The following is a 15,430-nucleotide window of genomic DNA, read 5'->3' as shown; positions in this document are numbered from 1 at the left end:
CTACATGAAACAGAATCTCGACCCGGCTGTCAAGAGCCAGCCGCAAATCGCGCCGCCTGGTGCGGAAAGGGCCACCGTGAAGATCAACGTCGACCTCCTCGTCATCCACGCCGCAGAACTCCTGACGGCCCGCACTCCTGACTCCCTGCCAGCCCGCGCCACGCAGCTCGACACGCTCGAGCTCATCCCGGACGGTGCGCTCGCGGTCGTGGACGGCCGCATTGTCGCGGTCGGCACGACTGCGGAGCTCAGTGCGACGTACACCGCGTCACGGGTCGAAGACGCGAGCGGACGGCTTGTGAGCCCCGGATTCGTGGATCCGCACACCCATCTGCTGCATGGAGGCACGCGACACGAAGACTGGGAAGGGAAAGTGCTCGAAGCGCCGTCACTCGGCATCGGTGGCGGGATTCTCTCCACGATTACCGGTACGCGCGAGGCGAGTGACGGCGCGCTCCTGGCTGGCGGGCGGGCGGTGCTGGACGATCTGCTGGTGAATGGCACCACCACTGTCGAGGTCAAGAGTGGCTACGGCCTTGCGCGAGCGGAAGAGGTGCGGCTCGTGCGCTTGGCCAGCGAACTGGGCCACCCCGTTCGCATCGTCTCATCGTATCTCGGTGCCCACATGGTGCCAGACGAGTTCCGCACCGATCGCGCCGGCTATGTCGACGAGGTGATCGCGACGCTCCCGGAGATCGCGGCTGACGTCGACTCGATCGATATCGCGTGCGATCCGATCTCATTTACAGCGTCTGAAAGTCGGAGGATCGCCGAAGCCGCCCGTGCACTCGGACTGGCGCTCCGCTTCCATGCGGACCAAACCGGTGATGCCGGCGGGACCGCACTCGCGGTGGAGTTCGGCGCGCTCTCCGTCGATCACCTCGACGAGGTCAGCGATGCGGGGCTGTCCGCACTCGCGGCCAGCGGCTCTGTTGGCGTGGTTTTCCCCACCGCCAATGCACACCTGCTCGATATGACCAGTTCGCTCCAACCCGGCGGGCGACCCGCCAAAGACCTTGCTGCGTGGGCGCAACGGGTGCGTGATTCTGGCGCCGCACTCGCCCTCTCGACCGACTACAACCCGGGCACCTCTCCCTGCTCATCCATGCAGATCGTGCTCCAACTTGCTGCACGTCTGTACCGGTGGTCCTATGCCCAGGTCTGGCAGATGGCCACGATCAACGCTGCCGCGGCACTCGGCCTGGCTGCTGAGATCGGGAGCCTCGGCGTTGGCAAGCGAGCGGACTTTGTGCTGTGGGACGTGCCGAGCCACGGCGCTGTGGTGCACCGAATCGGCTCCAATCTGGTGCACCAGGTCTATCGCGATGGGGAGCTGGTCGCGGAGCGCGGTCGAGTGCGAACTCGCGTCGCAGCAGAGGTCGGGGCGGTCTCGTGATTACGATCGGTGCAGCGGGGCTGAGCCTCGCAGAAATCGAAGCAGTGGCAACCGGAGGCGAAACTCTCTCGCTCGATCCGGCTGCTGAGGGGCGCGTCGCCGCGGCGCACGAACTCCTGTGCTCGCTGGCAATCGAACGCCCGGTGTATGGCCTGTCAACTGGCGTCGGCGCAAAGCGAAGTGTCGCTGTGCAGCGTGACGTGGACTCCTGCCTGCGGCTTTGGCGCAGCCACGCGCTCGGTTCCGGCGAGCAGGCGGGGGAGGATCGTACACGCGGCATGCTCGCGGTGCGTGCGGTCCAGGTGTCGCGGGGAGGATCCGGAGTAAGCCTTCCCGTCGCCCGTGCATTTGCTGATGCGGTGAGTGCGCCAGCGGCTTCGCTCCCGATTGTCTGGCACGGATCGTCGATCGGCACTGGAGACCTTGCCCCACTTGCGACCGCGGCTCTGCACCTTCACGATTCGGGGGCGATGCAGCCGGCCCCAAGTGATGGACTGCCGGTGATGAGCAGCAGTGCCCTGACTCTCGCGGACGCCGCGCTGACGCTGCGGAGTATCGAGCGCACGCTGCTCGCGAGCGTGCACATTAACGCCGCGCACATCCACGCTCTCGGTGGCAATCTGGAGCATCTCTCCGCGTCGGCGCTCGCCAGGCAGGCGCAGGCGGTCCAAGATGTCGCTGCCGCGATTCGAAATCGAGTGCAGCGGCCCTCGGGGGTGGCGCCCGCTCGGATCCAGGATCCATTCGCGCTGCGTCTCATTCCGCAATCCCTCGGGGCCGTGATCGCCGCCTGGCGGAACGTCTCTGAGGAGACGCTGCGCGGGATCAACGGCGCACATGAGAACCCGCTCATCGACGTACCCGGTCGAGATGTCGTGCACGTGGGCAACTTCTACACGATCGCGCTGGCGCTGTCAGTGCAGCAGCTCCTGGGGGCGATCTCGAATGAAGCCGCGCTGATGGTGAACCGGCTCACGATGCTGCTTGACGGGAGCGTCACTGGGGCCCCCGACTTCCTGACCGATGGCACGCCCGACGCGACCGGTGCGATGATGCTTGAGTACGCGGCAGCATCAGCGCTCGCAGAGATCCGCGCGGCTTGCGGCACAGCAGCATCTCATGGGATCCACATCTCCCGCGGCGTGGAAGAACATGCCCCGTTCACCCCCATGCTGGTGCGCGAGCTGGGACGTGTGGATCGGGCATTTGCCACCATCCAGGCGGCGTTGCTGCTCGCGCAGGCGCGACTCTGGATCAGCCGCGGCGAGCTGACAAGCTCAGCCGCACGCCACCTGACGCAGACGTACACGCCCGACCCCGACTTGAGTGATCGTGACCTAACATGGGATTTAGCCGAGGCCACGCGCGCGCTGGCCGCCATCGCCACCAGTGGCGACACGGCTCTCGTGCAGGGAGGAAAACAACCGTGGTGAGTTCAGAACTCGACAACCTCATTCTGCCGTCGGCCGACACGTCTCAGGCGGAGAGCGCCAATGGCCCCCGCTCAGTGCACCGCGCCTTACGTGTGCTGACACACGTGGTTGAGCACGGTCCGCAAACGCTCAGTGTGCTCGCGCGCAACGTGGCACTGCCCGCGAGTACTGTCTTGCGCCTCTTGCGGGCGCTCGAGGAGTGGGGTTTCGTGGCCAAAGATGATGAGGGCCAGTACGAAATGGGTGCGCGATTCGCCAATACGCGGCTGGCTTCGCAGCCGGTCCTCCCGCCCAGTCTGGTCGATCTCTCGGTGCCGGTGCTCACTGAACTGATGCAGCTGACAGGGGAGTCAAGCTACCTCAGCGTGCCAGGGCCAGCGCAGAGCTACCTGTACCTCCGTGAGGTGCAGAGTGACCAACCCATTCGACACGTCGGACTCTCCGGCTGGGCAGGGCGATTCGTGCCGATGGAGGGCTCTGCCGTGGGCCTCGCCCTGCGGGGTGAGGTGCCAGCGGGGGAGTACTCTGCCCTGCAAGCGGTCATCACGAAAGATGCGACGGTGATTGCTGCGCCTGTGCGCGACGCAAGCGGTGAAATCGTTGGCGCACTGAGCATTGTGGGTCCGTCGTTTCGGCTCTCGGGGGCGAGCGAGGCAGAGTGCGGCAGGATCGTGGTGGAGGCTGCCGCGCGGCTCGAAGCGCAGCTGGGAGACGCGACGCGCATCGCATAGGGCCACTGCGTGCCTGATGCCGGGAGGCAGAGGCTGCATCAGGCTGGGCCTGCGCTGACTCGAGCCGTGCACCTCTCCGGGCGCGCTTGCCGCTGCGCGCGCTGCTCCGTGCGTTTGCCGCTCCGTGCGCGCGCCGTTGAGCCGCGCGCTGGGAGACCCCGGGCGCGCGGACGAATCCCGGCCCTGCCGAGGAGCGCGCGGCGAGCGTGAACGCAGCATTCCCGGCTGACTTCGCCGCCTAGCTTGGTGCGGCGGGGCGTCGGGGTGGGCAGCGACCACCTCAGGCCACGCATCGGCTGGTTGACGCACGGGCATCTGAAGCGTTGGCACTCGCACTGACGATAGGGACCCGTCCACGGTCCCGCCCCGATGTGCCACGGAGGCAAGGTCTCGGGCAGGCGTCAAAGCACTCCGGAGTCACTGGAAAACCCGGGAAGCCCATTTGCGGGGCACAGGAAAATCACAAGATAGAGGAGTACATCCACAGCTCCGACAGAAATGATGATCTTGCTTCCTCGCTTCCTCCCGATACGTCGCGTACTCACGGCCGTCCGTGAGCGGCGCGCGGGCGGTCCTCGAAATCGGGGCGTCCGCCCCACGGGACTCATTCGCGGAGTCGTCGCGATAGCCATGGCCGCGGCAGTCGGAGCGAGTGGAGTCTCCTCATCTGTCGTGTCGGACGCAGCCCTGCAGGATGCAGCCTGGCTGAACACCTCTTTCGCCCCCGATCAGTTCGACATTCAGGTCGCAAGGATCGTTGATGGGCTATTCCTGCAAGACGGGAGCCGGTGGAGCCAAGCGGAGGCCGCTGCAGGAGAAACCGCCGAACGCCAGTGTCTGCAGCCGTTGCGCCCGGGCGGACCAGCGTGCGAATTCGATGTGAAATACATCAATGCTTCGGGACGCTATCTGGCCTCTTTCCAATTCGCGCTCCGTGCACAGCCGGGTTCAACTCCGAGCCCCGCGCTGCTCGACGCACTTCGTTTCAACCTCTCGTCGCCTGACGGAGCCTATGCGGTGTCGAACCAAACGTGGGAGCAGATGCAGACAATGCGCTCCTACCAGGGCAACCGCACCATCGCGCCCATGGAACAGTTCCCCATGACCGTGAAAATGTGGATCCCGCAGAGCGAAAAGAGCCCGGTACAAGACTGGACTCTCCTCGCGGACAAAACGTTGCGACTCGGCAATGGCAACTGTCTCGACGACGTGACACAGAATGCCGTCAACGGGTCACAAGTGCTGAGTTATGAGTGCCACGGCTTCGCGAATCAACAGTGGACCTATAACGCCACGACGAAAGCGATCCAGAACGTTGCCTCTGGAAAATGCCTGGCCTGGGGCCCCGGCGGTTTTGCGGCGGGAGTGACCGTCGTGAGCTGGGCTTGTAATGGGGCTCTCTCGCAGCAATTCGACCTACCGGGCATGCGTACGAAGAACGCCACAGGCGATGTCCTGGTGGCTCAGGGCGGAAACAGTAACTCCGGTGTCACCCTGCAACCGATCGCGGCGTACGCGGGTGTCGGCCCGACTCAGGACTGGCAGCACTGGGGCGACGGAACCGTGCGGCTCGGAAACGGCATGTGCGTTGATGATCCCACGAAGGTCGGCGAGAACGGCATCAAGCTCCTGTCCTATGACTGCCACGGTGGCGACAACCAGCGCTGGATATATACGGCTGCGACTGGCGCGTTGAAGAACGTGGCCACCGGAAAATGTATGGCCTGGGAAGACGGCTTGCATGCCGTTGGGAAGGCTTTGGTGAGCTGGGGCTGCAACGCCTCGCTCTCTCAGAACTACCGCATGCCGGGGCTGCTCGCGGTGAACAATGCGGGCGCCGTGCTCAGCGTGCAGGGCGGTCCGAGCAACTCGGTCCTGACCCTGCAAAAGCCGAACGGGGCTACGGGCTACGGCTTACACGGGACTCAACTTGTTGTGCAATTACACGCCAGAGCAAGCGGCTCGATCGAGTAGCCGCGCATGGCGCCGCGCGCCCATCCACAGACTTCGTTTCCGCTTCGGCGAAACGACGGCCGCTCAGCCAGATCGGCCACCTCCGGTTCCTGAACTCTCGGGAACCCACCCGGATCCCCGGGAACCACAGCCCCGGATCCCCGGGATTTATATCACACACCCGAAAGGTTCATTCCCATGACGGAAATCACCCCCACGAAGAAGCGCGCCTCGGGCCGCAAGCGGGCCATGGTCACCGGTGCCATCGCCCTGACGATTGCCTCGGCCGCGACTTTCGCTGCGTTCCAGGATGCCGCATGGCTCAACTTCGGCAACGGCGACAAGGGCTTCTCGACCGCCAAGGAGGTCGACATCCAGGTGATCAAGACCGACAACCAGGGCAACCCGGTGAAGGCAACGTTCGCACAGGCGACGAGCAACACGGACTGGCAGGAGTCGGATATCAAGGGTGCTGCAGCGTACATCAACTTTGATGGCCTGCAGAGCCTCGTTCCGGGTGACGCGGTCAACATGTCGATCCCGTTCCGTCAGGCGTTGAACTCAACCACCACCCACGGCCCATCAAAGATCACCTGGGCGATCGAGGAGACCCCGGGCAAGGAGACCGCTAACGGCACGACCAATGCCACGCTCCTGAACGCGCTCCGGTTCCAGATCCCGGGTGGGAACTGGAAGACCTGGGCCGCATTCAACGGCGAGGTCACCAATGGCCTCGAAGGGAACCGCTGGAACCCGGGCGAGGGCGGCGACCTCAAGATCAACGTGAAGATCGAGGACGGCACGCCTGCTGCTTCGATCCGCGGCATGAACGTACACCTCCAGGTGGCGTTCGATTCGACGGTCGCGAACTAGCTGACCCAGTGTGGGGCGGTTTTTGCGGACCGCCCCACACTCCCAGAAATCTTCTGTTCAGCACCCACACACTACTCCGCAGCACTGGCGAAAGGATCACCTCGTGACGCGCACTCACCCCGGCTTCAAACGGAGCTTGCTCAGCGCGGGGGCCGTGTTAGCGGTCGGTGCCGCAGTAACTGTCGCTGCGGTCACTTCTTCCGTGCAGACTTCGGCGCTCTTTGACGGCACTCGGAACACACTCGATATCCGAGCACAGGCATCGTTCGACCCGGCATGGACGCCAACGCCGGTGCAGCAGATGAGCGGAGATCCGATTTCCGTGCACGATGAAGATCTTGGCACGCTTGCCGCTGGCGAAAGCCGCACACTCTTCGTCGCTGTCGCGAACGCGAGTCCGCGCAACCCCGCGAAGGTGACCATGCGCATCGTTGATCCCGATGATCTGACCGGTATTCCCGGGGATGAAGGTGAGGTCGCCGAGTTGTTCCGAGACCTCCTGTTCACCGTTGAGGAAGACGGCAATCTCTTGCTCGATCGTGTCCCAGGCGCCACAGCCGCTGACCTCATCCACACGTGGTCGCTGCCGTTGGAGGCTGAGCGCACGCGATTCTTGACCGTCACCATCACGCTTGATCCCGATGCTCCGGATCCGCACACATTTGCGCACAGCGGGATGTCCATCCAATTCGACGGCGTGAACGCGCCGCGCTAGCACGGGATCGGCGTCATGTGCGCTCAGCACCCCACCTTCGTATCCCGTGCGTGCGTGCTCTCGCGAGCATCCCGTCCAGGGCCAGAGCCCTCAAATCCAGGAGGATCCAGATGAATATCGCCTCACCTCTGATCGCCATCGCCCTGGCGCTCGGGACCCTGGGTGGCCCAGTTTTGCCGGTCGCTGCCATGGTCGATTCGGAAGTCTCCGATCGCGGCCCGCTTGATCTTCCCCTGCAACAGGTTTCCATTGAGATGCCTGCGCCAGGGGAGTCCGTGCTCACTGAACTGAGCGTCTCGAACGTGAGCGGCCGTTCGATTCCCCTGTCCGTAGCGGTGCCCGAGCTCGGTGGCCCGGCGACCCAAGGAACCACCCCGGTTGAACTCCGAGTGCTGGGTGATTCCGGAGCCGAACTGCTCTCAACCTCCGAGCTGACCGCCGGCTCGGGAGCGTTCGTTGGTGAACTCCCTGCTGGGGGAACGAGCACCGTGATCCTGGAAGCTGCTCTCCCGCTTGCTGCTGAGAATGAGTACCAGGCGAAAGATGCGAGGGCTGTGGTGCAGTTCACCGCAACCGAGCCTGACAGGCCTGGCGTCACCCCGCCGCACACCAGCACGCCGAACCTCATCCAACGTCTTGCTGAGACCGGCGCAGCGCTGTCGATCGCGGCGGTTCTCGCCCTCGGCGGCATCACCGCAGGCATCCTGCTCACCGCGCGGGCACGACGAAAGAATCACGCATCATGACGCACCTCCTCGACCCTCCACAGCGTTTCGGTGCGCAGGCCCCCGACGCAGAAGCTTGCGAGCGTGAGGCGAAGCAAAACCAGGTGTCCACACAAGAAGAGCTCACCCGAGGCTGGCGGATTTACCGTGGCGTGCGTAACACGCTGCTGACTATTGGATCGGTGATTGGTACGGTCGTGCTGCTGGCCTTTGGCGCAGCGATTCTCACGAACACCCAGCCGACGGTCGTGCTCTCCGGATCAATGGAACCCGGGATGCCAGTTGGCTCGATTGTTCTCGGGCAACTGCGGGATCACGGTGAACTGCGCGTCGGCGACGCCGTCACCGTCGCGCGACCCGACGACAAGGGGCTGATTACGCACCGGGTCGTCGACATTGCTGAGGGGCAGCGTGCAGGAACAAGTGCACTCACATTGCGTGGAGATGCCAACAAAGTTGATGATCCCTACCCTTACACCGTCACTGAGGCGCGCGTGATCGTCGGGACGATTCCCCTCGCGGGGTATGCCGCCCTCGCAATGCAGGGCCCGGCAGGAATCGCTACCCTCGCCTTCTTTCTGTGTGGCGTGGTCTGCTTGGTGCTGATCGACCCTCAGCGGATTGGCGAGACTGACGTCGAGCGTACACAGCGGCTCGCGGATCGCGATGAGCGTCGCGCCCGAAAGAACGGAGTCCGTGGTGAGCGGTAAGTCCCCCCGTTTCCAACTTCCGCGCCGACCGCTTTCCGGCCGTGCAGTCGCGGGGCTGACGCTGAGCGCAGCAGTGCTCCTGGGGGCGGCGCTCCCCATAGCGCTGACCGCCGCTGAAGTTGTGGATGAAGCGCACGTGAACTGGCCTGTCGCCTCAGACTATGAGCGACCGAACTCGCGGGACTTCACTCCGGGGCCGACGACGCCCATCACGCCCCCCACCACCACGCCCCCCACCACGACTCCTCCGACCACCGCACCCACTGGGGGTGGAGTGCCCGTGTCGAACTTTGAGAATCGTTTCGGTCTCTACCGTGCAGGTGGCACGTGGTACGGCTACGGCATGAACACTGCTTGGGAACAAGGGCACCAATCGAACCCGGTGACGAATCCGGTCGCCGTTGCCGCGCTGAATCAGGCAGGGATCGTCGAGGTCTCGATTGCCGGCCAGAACGGCCTCGGCCTCGATGCGCAGGGGCGGCTCTGGAGCTGGGGCGGAGCCAACGCCGTGCTCGGTGTCAACCCGACCGGCTCTCGGCTGCCCGGGTTGGTGCCGAATCTCGGCAGCACAACATTCAAGAGCATCAGTCTCGGCGGAATGCCGAACAACGCTGCGACCTCCCACTCCTTTGTCGCCGCGGCAATCGACTCCAATGGCGACCTCTGGACCTGGGGCAAACCGACTGACAGTCGCAACACCAACACCTATATGCTCGCCGACAACGGCGGAGCGCGGTTCCTGCCGACGAAGGTGCAGAGCGGATACAAGTTCACCCGCGTGGTCCTGGGTGCCCAGACAGGCTCGGCAATCGACAGCAACGGACGGGTCTGGACCTGGGGCAAAAACACCTGGGGTGGTCTCGGAAACACGACCGACATGCTCGCGACTCGGTCAACACCACAGATGGTCAGTACGCTCTCCAACATCGTTGATCTGAGCTATGGCCACTATACGAGCCACGCGCTCGATGCCTCGGGGGCCGTGTATTCCTGGGGTAAGAATAGCCACAACGCCGTCGGTACGACTGCCACATGTGGGTTTACTGACGGAATCTCGACGTGCCCGATCAAGCTGGGCGGAGGCCTCCCTGCGGTCGCGCAGATGAGTTCCGGCTTTGAGCACACGGTGATGCTCACCAAGGGTGGCGAGATCTGGACCTTCGGTTCAAATGAGAACGGTGAGCACGGTACGAACTCGGAGTCAACGGGTGGCAATGGTCCCAGCGGCCCGGTGCGCACGAACTTCCCCGCCGGCGCGGGCAACATCATCGGCGTGCTCGGTCTGTACGCGGGAAGCTACGCGCTCGACGCAAACGGCAACCTGTTCACCTGGGGCAGCAACACAGGTACCAGCAACGCGTTGACCGGACAGAACTCGTCTCAGCTGGGCAACAAGCTCACCCAAGCGTGCAACCAGCTCATCCCACAGAAGCCGCAGGATCAGACCTTCAACGGGAACTGCAAAACCCCCAAATAGGCGCCTTGGACGGTCAGCCGCGAGGAGAGGAATCTCACACGTGTCATCGAGTTACGCAGTCAATCGGCCGCCCAGCCGCCGCGTGTTCCGGGGCTTCGCAGTTGCCGCCCTGGCGGCCCTCGTGGTGCTTCCATTGGTGTGGCCCGCGGGTGCCAGCCCCGCTCGCGCAGAAGATCCAGTATTTCCAGAGGTGCACGAGCTCTATGAATTCCGGGACGACTCGGTGAAGGGCACTGCGCGCGGATTGGCCATGGACCAGGAGTACATGGCCGTCACTCGCCGCGCGAACACGGTCGACGATCCCACTGGCGCGACCGGGGACATCGAAGTGATCCGCTTCAATGACGCGAACGAGGTGATCGAGGAGAAACACGTCCGCGCCCCGAAAGCGGGCATGGAACTCGGCGATCAACTGTTGCTGAATATGGATCGGGGCATGCTGATCACCAACGTGCAAGGAGGCGAGCTCGAGATCAACGGTGAGATGCGCAAGGTGGCGCTGCTGATTTACGAGCTTGACGCTACAGGCGAGTGGGCACTCTCCCGAGCGGTCGCGCGCCCCGAAGGGCTTGAGATTGGGCCCTACTACGGGTTTACGGACACGTTTGGCGACCACATCGCTTGGGAAGGCGACACGCTCATTCTGGGTGACAACCGCTCCACCCGACGAGCGGAGGCACCTGACTGGGCGAGTGGGTCTGGGTCTGGGTCGATGTTCATGGTTGACGTCACGACCGGAGTGATGCAAGCCATCGTGCCGCGCGATGAAAACGGCAACCACATGTTCGTCGGGATGCTCGGGATCGGATCCAGCTTTGCGATGAGCAAGGACTACATCGTCGCGGCCACGACGTTGCGACGGACCCCGATTGACGGCGTCACGACGAGTGACCAGAACCTCTTCATCTGGGACCGCAATGATCCCTTCGGCACACCCCGTGTGGTGACGCAGCCGTGGGCAGATGGCACAGACTTCGGGAGGATCGGTTCAATCCCCGCGTTTGGGTATCGCATGAAAATCGACGGCGACCGGCTCTTCGTCGCCAGCCCAATGGAGTACAACTATTTTGGCGCTTCGAAAGATGATCCAGAACAGGGGGTGAATAACGAGAGTATGGTGTATGGCACGACCACCCGTGGGGCCGTGTACACCTACAGTCTCGTGACGGGGGAGCAGATCGCCCCGAAGCTTCTCCCGCCAAGGCACACGCAAAACTTTGGCTCAGGCTTTGCTTTGCAGGGCAACGCGCTGCTCGTGAGTAGCTACTCGTACCTCTTCGATGATGCCGGAGTCCCGCACGTCGCTGAGGGTGAAGTGCACGTGTTCGATACACGGCAGATCGTTGCCCCCGCAGGGCCCGAGGTCGTGGCAAACCGCCGTGAGGTCGAGCCGGTGCAGGTGCTGCGTGCGAAGAACCCGCAGGCTGAGGGATACCTCGGGGTCGAATGGGGTGGCGGAGGCGTGTACGTGAGCGGATCTCGAGCCGCAGTATCCAACCACGGCTACTACGGCAGTATGCCGGATCCGGCTGGAGGGTCGGAACCCGTGTGGAACCTTTCTTCCGCCTACATGTTCGGCACTGTGGCGCCAAACATTGTTGAGTTGCCAGCTGAGGTCGAGGCTCCGGCGATCGAGTATGGGCAGACCGGGACAATCCGACTCCTGGTACCCAGCGCGTCAACCGAGGGAACAGTGACGATGACACTCGAAGGGGTCCAATCTCAGACCCCCTTCAATCTGGCGAACCGCTGGGGCGAGTTCACGACCCCCCGCATTGCACGCGACGCCGGTGACTACCCGGTGGCGATGCATTACGAATCCAGCGAGAATGGCCAGTTTGCAGACGCGGTGGGCACGCACACTGTGAACCGAGCACCAACTGAGATTACCGTCAGCGTACCCACCGTGGGGCGAGCAGCGAGCGCACAGGAGGACAACGAATGACCGATCACCACAGCCCCCGTCCAAGTCGCACGAGCGAGAGTTCATCTTCACAGCGACCCACCTCGCTGCGTCGCGCAGCGATTGCGGGCGTGCTCGCAGTAGGTCTCGTGGGGACGCTGTCTTGGATCGGTGTGTCTGCGTCGGGAGCGACCTCGCGCATAGCCGATGAAGCGTACCTGAACATTGCGTTCGCAGTAGCGGACGTGCGCGAGATCACTGTGAGTGGCAAGATCGACGGCATACACGGCACCGTGCCAACTGGAACGGTCGCGTTGCGTTGCGGCACCGTTGAGCTCGGCACCCAAGAACTTGCCAACGGAACGTACACCTTCACTTTTGACGAGCGAGATGAGTGGGGCTCGGCTCAGATCGAATGCCGCATTGCGTACGCAGGCGACCACAACCATCAGCCAAGCGAAATCCTGCAATTGGTAGATCTGACTCGCTGACGAAGCACCGCAGCGCGAGAGCCGCGCCCCACCCGGCACAATAGAACCACCATGGACCTGCTTCGCGATCCCGCAGCACCGAACCACCACGACCGAGCCCACTCTGTCGTGGTGGTCGGTGCCGGGATCCTCGGAGCCGCTGCTGCGTTCGAACTTGCGGCCCGTGGGCACCGTGTCACCGTGATCGACGAGCAGGCGGAGACCCCCTCGGCGAGTGACGCAGCCTTCGGATGGGTGACGCGGGCGGGGAGCGCTGCAGCCGGACCAGCCAGGTCAATTCCCGAATTGGAGCGCGCTCTGGCTGATACGAGAGCACTGCTGGAGCGATTGGTCCCAACCCCATGGGTGAGCTGGAGCGGCGCTGCGAGCTGGGCTGAGACCGCCCAGGAGACTCGCGCTCGCATCGCACAATCCCGATCAGGGATGCAGCTGATGCCCAGTGGGGTGCGCTCTCTTACTCTGCCCGGATTACGGGGCCACGCGAGTGCCATCGCGTGGGCCGCCGATGAAGCGATTCTCGACGCCGCCCAGTATCGGAGCGCGATGCTGGATCAGGCGGTTGTGCTGGGTGCAACGCTTCGCCCGGGACGGGTTCTGCATGTCACGCCGCTGCCGCTGAACAGCTACCGTGTGCTCGAGGAGTCAGGGGCTGCGGTCGAGTGCGACAGCCTCGTGCTCGCGTGTGGTGTTGGTATACCGAAACTCGCTGCCCAGCTGGGCGGGAGTGTAGTGATTGACTCGAGCCCGGCCGCGCGCTTCACGTTCACTGCGCCAGACCTCGAAGTGACCGCAGTCGTGTCGACGCCGCAGTTTGAGATTCGTCCGGACGGCACCGGCCGTTTCGTCGCAGCCGAAGATGTGGTGGCTGGGGAACCGGAAGAAACGACCGTGATGCGCGCACGAGCATCGCTGACCGCAGTCCGCAAGGCGTTCGGGCTTGCCGCGACCCCGGAGCCAGAAGCCCTCACGATCGGGTGGCGCCCGATTCCGGCCGGCCGCGCACTCGTGTGCGAGGCGCTGCCGGACCACCCTGGCGCCCTTGTGCTCGCCGCCCATCCGGGAATCACCCTCGCCGCAACACTTGCGCTCCGAGTCGCCGATTGGGCAGCGGACCGCGCACACGTATCCTGACCAGATCGTTCTAGGCCTCGCTCGCTCCGCGACACCTCGGATGCTGGGCCGGTCTGCCTGCGCGCACTGGAACGGTTGCGATCGCTCGGTGCAGCGGTCGTGGGTGCGAAAAGCATCACACGGTGCCATCTCATGCTGCATGTGGCCACGCACCGAGGCGCCGTTCCGGATCGCTGCCACGGGCTGATGCCCGGCGCCCACACACCGGTACCTGTACTACACGGGACCGGAGCTGGAGCCAGTTCCAGAGCGCATGGCGAGCGCTCACTTCATACCTCTGCACTCTTTTGTTTGCGCAAGTGATTGAATGTTGGTACGGTGATGGAAGCGCTTCGTTCGGTGAGGCTCTTGCACGAACACAGGCCACTGATCTGCAGGCATCGAGAGATGTTCAAGATCAGGACAGGTGCCCTCGGATTAAGGGGGTATCCCAAGTGGCTGCCATCTGGCTACGTCGTGCAATGCCGAAGCTCTGACATGGAAGCGCCTGTCCACTATCCCTAGCCGCCTCGACGAGGCGTGAGAGGAAGCTGAGCCATGCCCAGAGACTTCCGCGAACCCATCCTGTTCTGGCAGGTCCATCAGCCGAATGTCGCGCAACGCGGCGTCCGCGGCCGCGGCCCGAGTAGCGGAGCTCCTGCCGAAGAACACTGGCACAGCCACGTTTTTGCAGGATCGACGTCAGCGGTGAGGAAGCGCCGAGTCACCCGCTACGAGAAGTTCACCACCCGCATGGTGCTGCTGAGTGCCGCCCTCACCCTCGGGGTGACCGCCGGGCTACACGCCCTCAACTACGGGCTCGAAACGAAGACCTCCTCGACGTCGGGAACCCACAGCACCTTCTACAAAGACGACGAGTAGGGCACGAGCCTCCCCACGAGATGGCCTCCTACCCGCGCGAAACGAGAGACACGATGAAGACCACAGAACCACAATTCGCTCGACAGGGCCACGTCGATTCGCTGTGTGAGGGGCGCTGGCAGCGCGTCCTTGGCGGCGACCTCGAAGTGCTGGAACGGCTGCGCGGTGACTACGGCGCTGACCTCCGCGAGGCAGTAACCACCCCGTTCAATTCCGGCGGTGACTTCGTCACCATCTCGGTCTCATGTGTGGATCGTGACGCCGGATCGTACCGAGAGACGAGCATTGTGCTCGTGGTCGGGAAAGACGTCGTCATCACGATCGAGCCGTTCAGCGGCTGCGCACCCCTCGACCTTGCGCTCGCCCGCATGGAGCGCGATGGGCGAGCGGGCGATAGCCCGATCGAGATCGCCGCGTGCGTCCTCGAGAGTATCGCCGATACGACGGACGAACTGGTCACGAACCTGAGCGGCAGCACCGAGCGGATGATGACGCAGACCAGCTCGATCCTGCGCAGCCTCGAAACGAAGCGGGCGCGCGAGTTCGGCGTGAGCGACGTCACAGCAACGCAGCAGGAGCTCGCCGACATGGAAGAACTCCTGTCCTACTGCATGGAGAGTCAGCTTGTGCTTGCCGAGGGCGGACGCCACCTCCGGACGCTCACCCGAGGCCGCGGCTGGGAGAACCGCACCGATCTCGAACGGCTCCTCCAAGATATCGAGGCGATCGAGCCGCACATCGATTTCGTGCACGACCGCGTGCGGTTACTCCAGCAGACTAACAACCTCGCATTGAACGTGAAGCAAAACCAGATCATCAAGGTGTTCTCGGTCGTCACCGCGGTATTCCTGCCGGTGATGCTGCTCTCGACCTACTACAGCATGAACTTCGAGCTCATGCCGATCCTCAATTGGCAGTACGCGGAGCCCATGATCATCGTGCTGAGCTTCATCTTTGCGATGCTCCCGCTGCTCTACGTCCGCTGGCGCGGGTGGCTGCGCTAGCTCGCTTGACCCAAACCCATCACCCCT

14 protein-coding genes and 1 riboswitch are annotated in these 15,430 nt (G+C 63.8%); all 14 genes read left to right on the top strand.

Annotated features, from left to right (window positions below):
• Positions 1-4: 4 nt before the first annotated feature.
• The 14 genes from hutI (at position 5) to K1X41_RS02235 (ending at position 15,403) form a co-directional block, all read left to right on the top strand.
• Positions 5-1,396 (top strand): imidazolonepropionase, encoded by a 1,392-nt coding sequence (gene hutI / locus K1X41_RS02300; RefSeq protein ID WP_220175233.1) that lies wholly within the window; start codon positions 5-7, stop codon positions 1,394-1,396.
• Positions 1,393-2,829 carry an aromatic amino acid lyase gene (locus tag K1X41_RS02295; RefSeq protein ID WP_220175232.1) on the top strand — a complete coding sequence of 479 codons (1,437 nt, stop codon included), beginning with the start codon at positions 1,393-1,395 and terminating at the stop codon, positions 2,827-2,829. The genes hutI and K1X41_RS02295 overlap by 4 nt, the downstream gene beginning before the upstream one ends.
• On the top strand, positions 2,823-3,560 hold the full coding sequence (locus K1X41_RS02290) for an IclR family transcriptional regulator (RefSeq protein WP_166644297.1): 738 nt from the start codon (positions 2,823-2,825) through the stop codon (positions 3,558-3,560). The genes K1X41_RS02295 and K1X41_RS02290 overlap by 7 nt, the downstream gene beginning before the upstream one ends.
• A 672-nt stretch (positions 3,561-4,232) precedes the next feature.
• Entirely contained in the window at positions 4,233-5,534 is a 1,302-nt protein-coding gene (locus K1X41_RS02285) for an RICIN domain-containing protein (protein WP_220175231.1), read from the top strand.
• A 177-nt stretch (positions 5,535-5,711) separates the two neighbouring features.
• Positions 5,712-6,386 carry a hypothetical protein gene (locus tag K1X41_RS02280; protein ID WP_220175230.1) on the top strand — a complete coding sequence of 225 codons (675 nt, stop codon included), beginning with the start codon at positions 5,712-5,714 and terminating at the stop codon, positions 6,384-6,386.
• A gap of 103 nt (positions 6,387-6,489) precedes the next feature.
• Positions 6,490-7,101: a hypothetical protein gene (locus K1X41_RS02275; RefSeq protein ID WP_220175229.1), complete on the top strand. Its 612-nt coding sequence runs from the start codon at positions 6,490-6,492 to the stop codon at positions 7,099-7,101.
• 110 nt (positions 7,102-7,211) lie between these two features.
• Positions 7,212-7,847 (top strand): hypothetical protein, encoded by a 636-nt coding sequence (locus K1X41_RS02270; RefSeq protein ID WP_220175228.1) that lies wholly within the window; start codon positions 7,212-7,214, stop codon positions 7,845-7,847.
• Entirely contained in the window at positions 7,844-8,536 is a 693-nt protein-coding gene (locus K1X41_RS02265; protein ID WP_220175227.1) for a signal peptidase I, read from the top strand. Before K1X41_RS02270 ends, K1X41_RS02265 begins: the two co-directional genes overlap by 4 nt.
• Positions 8,526-10,013 carry an RCC1 domain-containing protein gene (locus K1X41_RS02260; protein ID WP_220175226.1) on the top strand — a complete coding sequence of 496 codons (1,488 nt, stop codon included), beginning with the start codon at positions 8,526-8,528 and terminating at the stop codon, positions 10,011-10,013. The genes K1X41_RS02265 and K1X41_RS02260 overlap by 11 nt, the downstream gene beginning before the upstream one ends.
• 40 nt (positions 10,014-10,053) lie before the next feature.
• A complete protein-coding gene (locus K1X41_RS02255) occupies positions 10,054-11,958 on the top strand; it encodes a hypothetical protein (protein WP_220175225.1) in 1,905 nt (634 codons plus the stop codon).
• A complete protein-coding gene (locus tag K1X41_RS02250; RefSeq protein WP_220175224.1) occupies positions 11,955-12,407 on the top strand; it encodes an Ig-like domain-containing protein in 453 nt (150 codons plus the stop codon). The genes K1X41_RS02255 and K1X41_RS02250 overlap by 4 nt, the downstream gene beginning before the upstream one ends.
• 51 nt (positions 12,408-12,458) lie before the next feature.
• Entirely contained in the window at positions 12,459-13,538 is a 1,080-nt protein-coding gene (locus K1X41_RS02245) for an NAD(P)/FAD-dependent oxidoreductase (protein ID WP_220175223.1), read from the top strand.
• Between the two features lie 324 nt (positions 13,539-13,862).
• A riboswitch (M-box (ykoK) riboswitch) is annotated at positions 13,863-14,028 on the top strand.
• A gap of 47 nt (positions 14,029-14,075) precedes the next feature.
• Positions 14,076-14,399, top strand: coding sequence for a hypothetical protein (locus tag K1X41_RS02240; RefSeq protein ID WP_133616751.1), 324 nt, complete (start codon positions 14,076-14,078; stop codon positions 14,397-14,399).
• Positions 14,400-14,452: 53 nt separating this feature from the next.
• On the top strand, positions 14,453-15,403 hold the full coding sequence (locus tag K1X41_RS02235; protein ID WP_220175222.1) for a CorA family divalent cation transporter: 951 nt from the start codon (positions 14,453-14,455) through the stop codon (positions 15,401-15,403).
• Positions 15,404-15,430: the final 27 nt, after the last annotated feature.

Origin of the sequence: Leucobacter luti, assembly GCF_019464495.1 — a bacterium.
Taxonomy (GTDB): Bacteria; Actinomycetota; Actinomycetes; order Actinomycetales; family Microbacteriaceae; genus Leucobacter; species Leucobacter luti_A.
The sequence above is the reverse complement of the archived record's forward strand: the minus strand, read 5'-3'. Positions and strand labels throughout refer to the sequence as shown.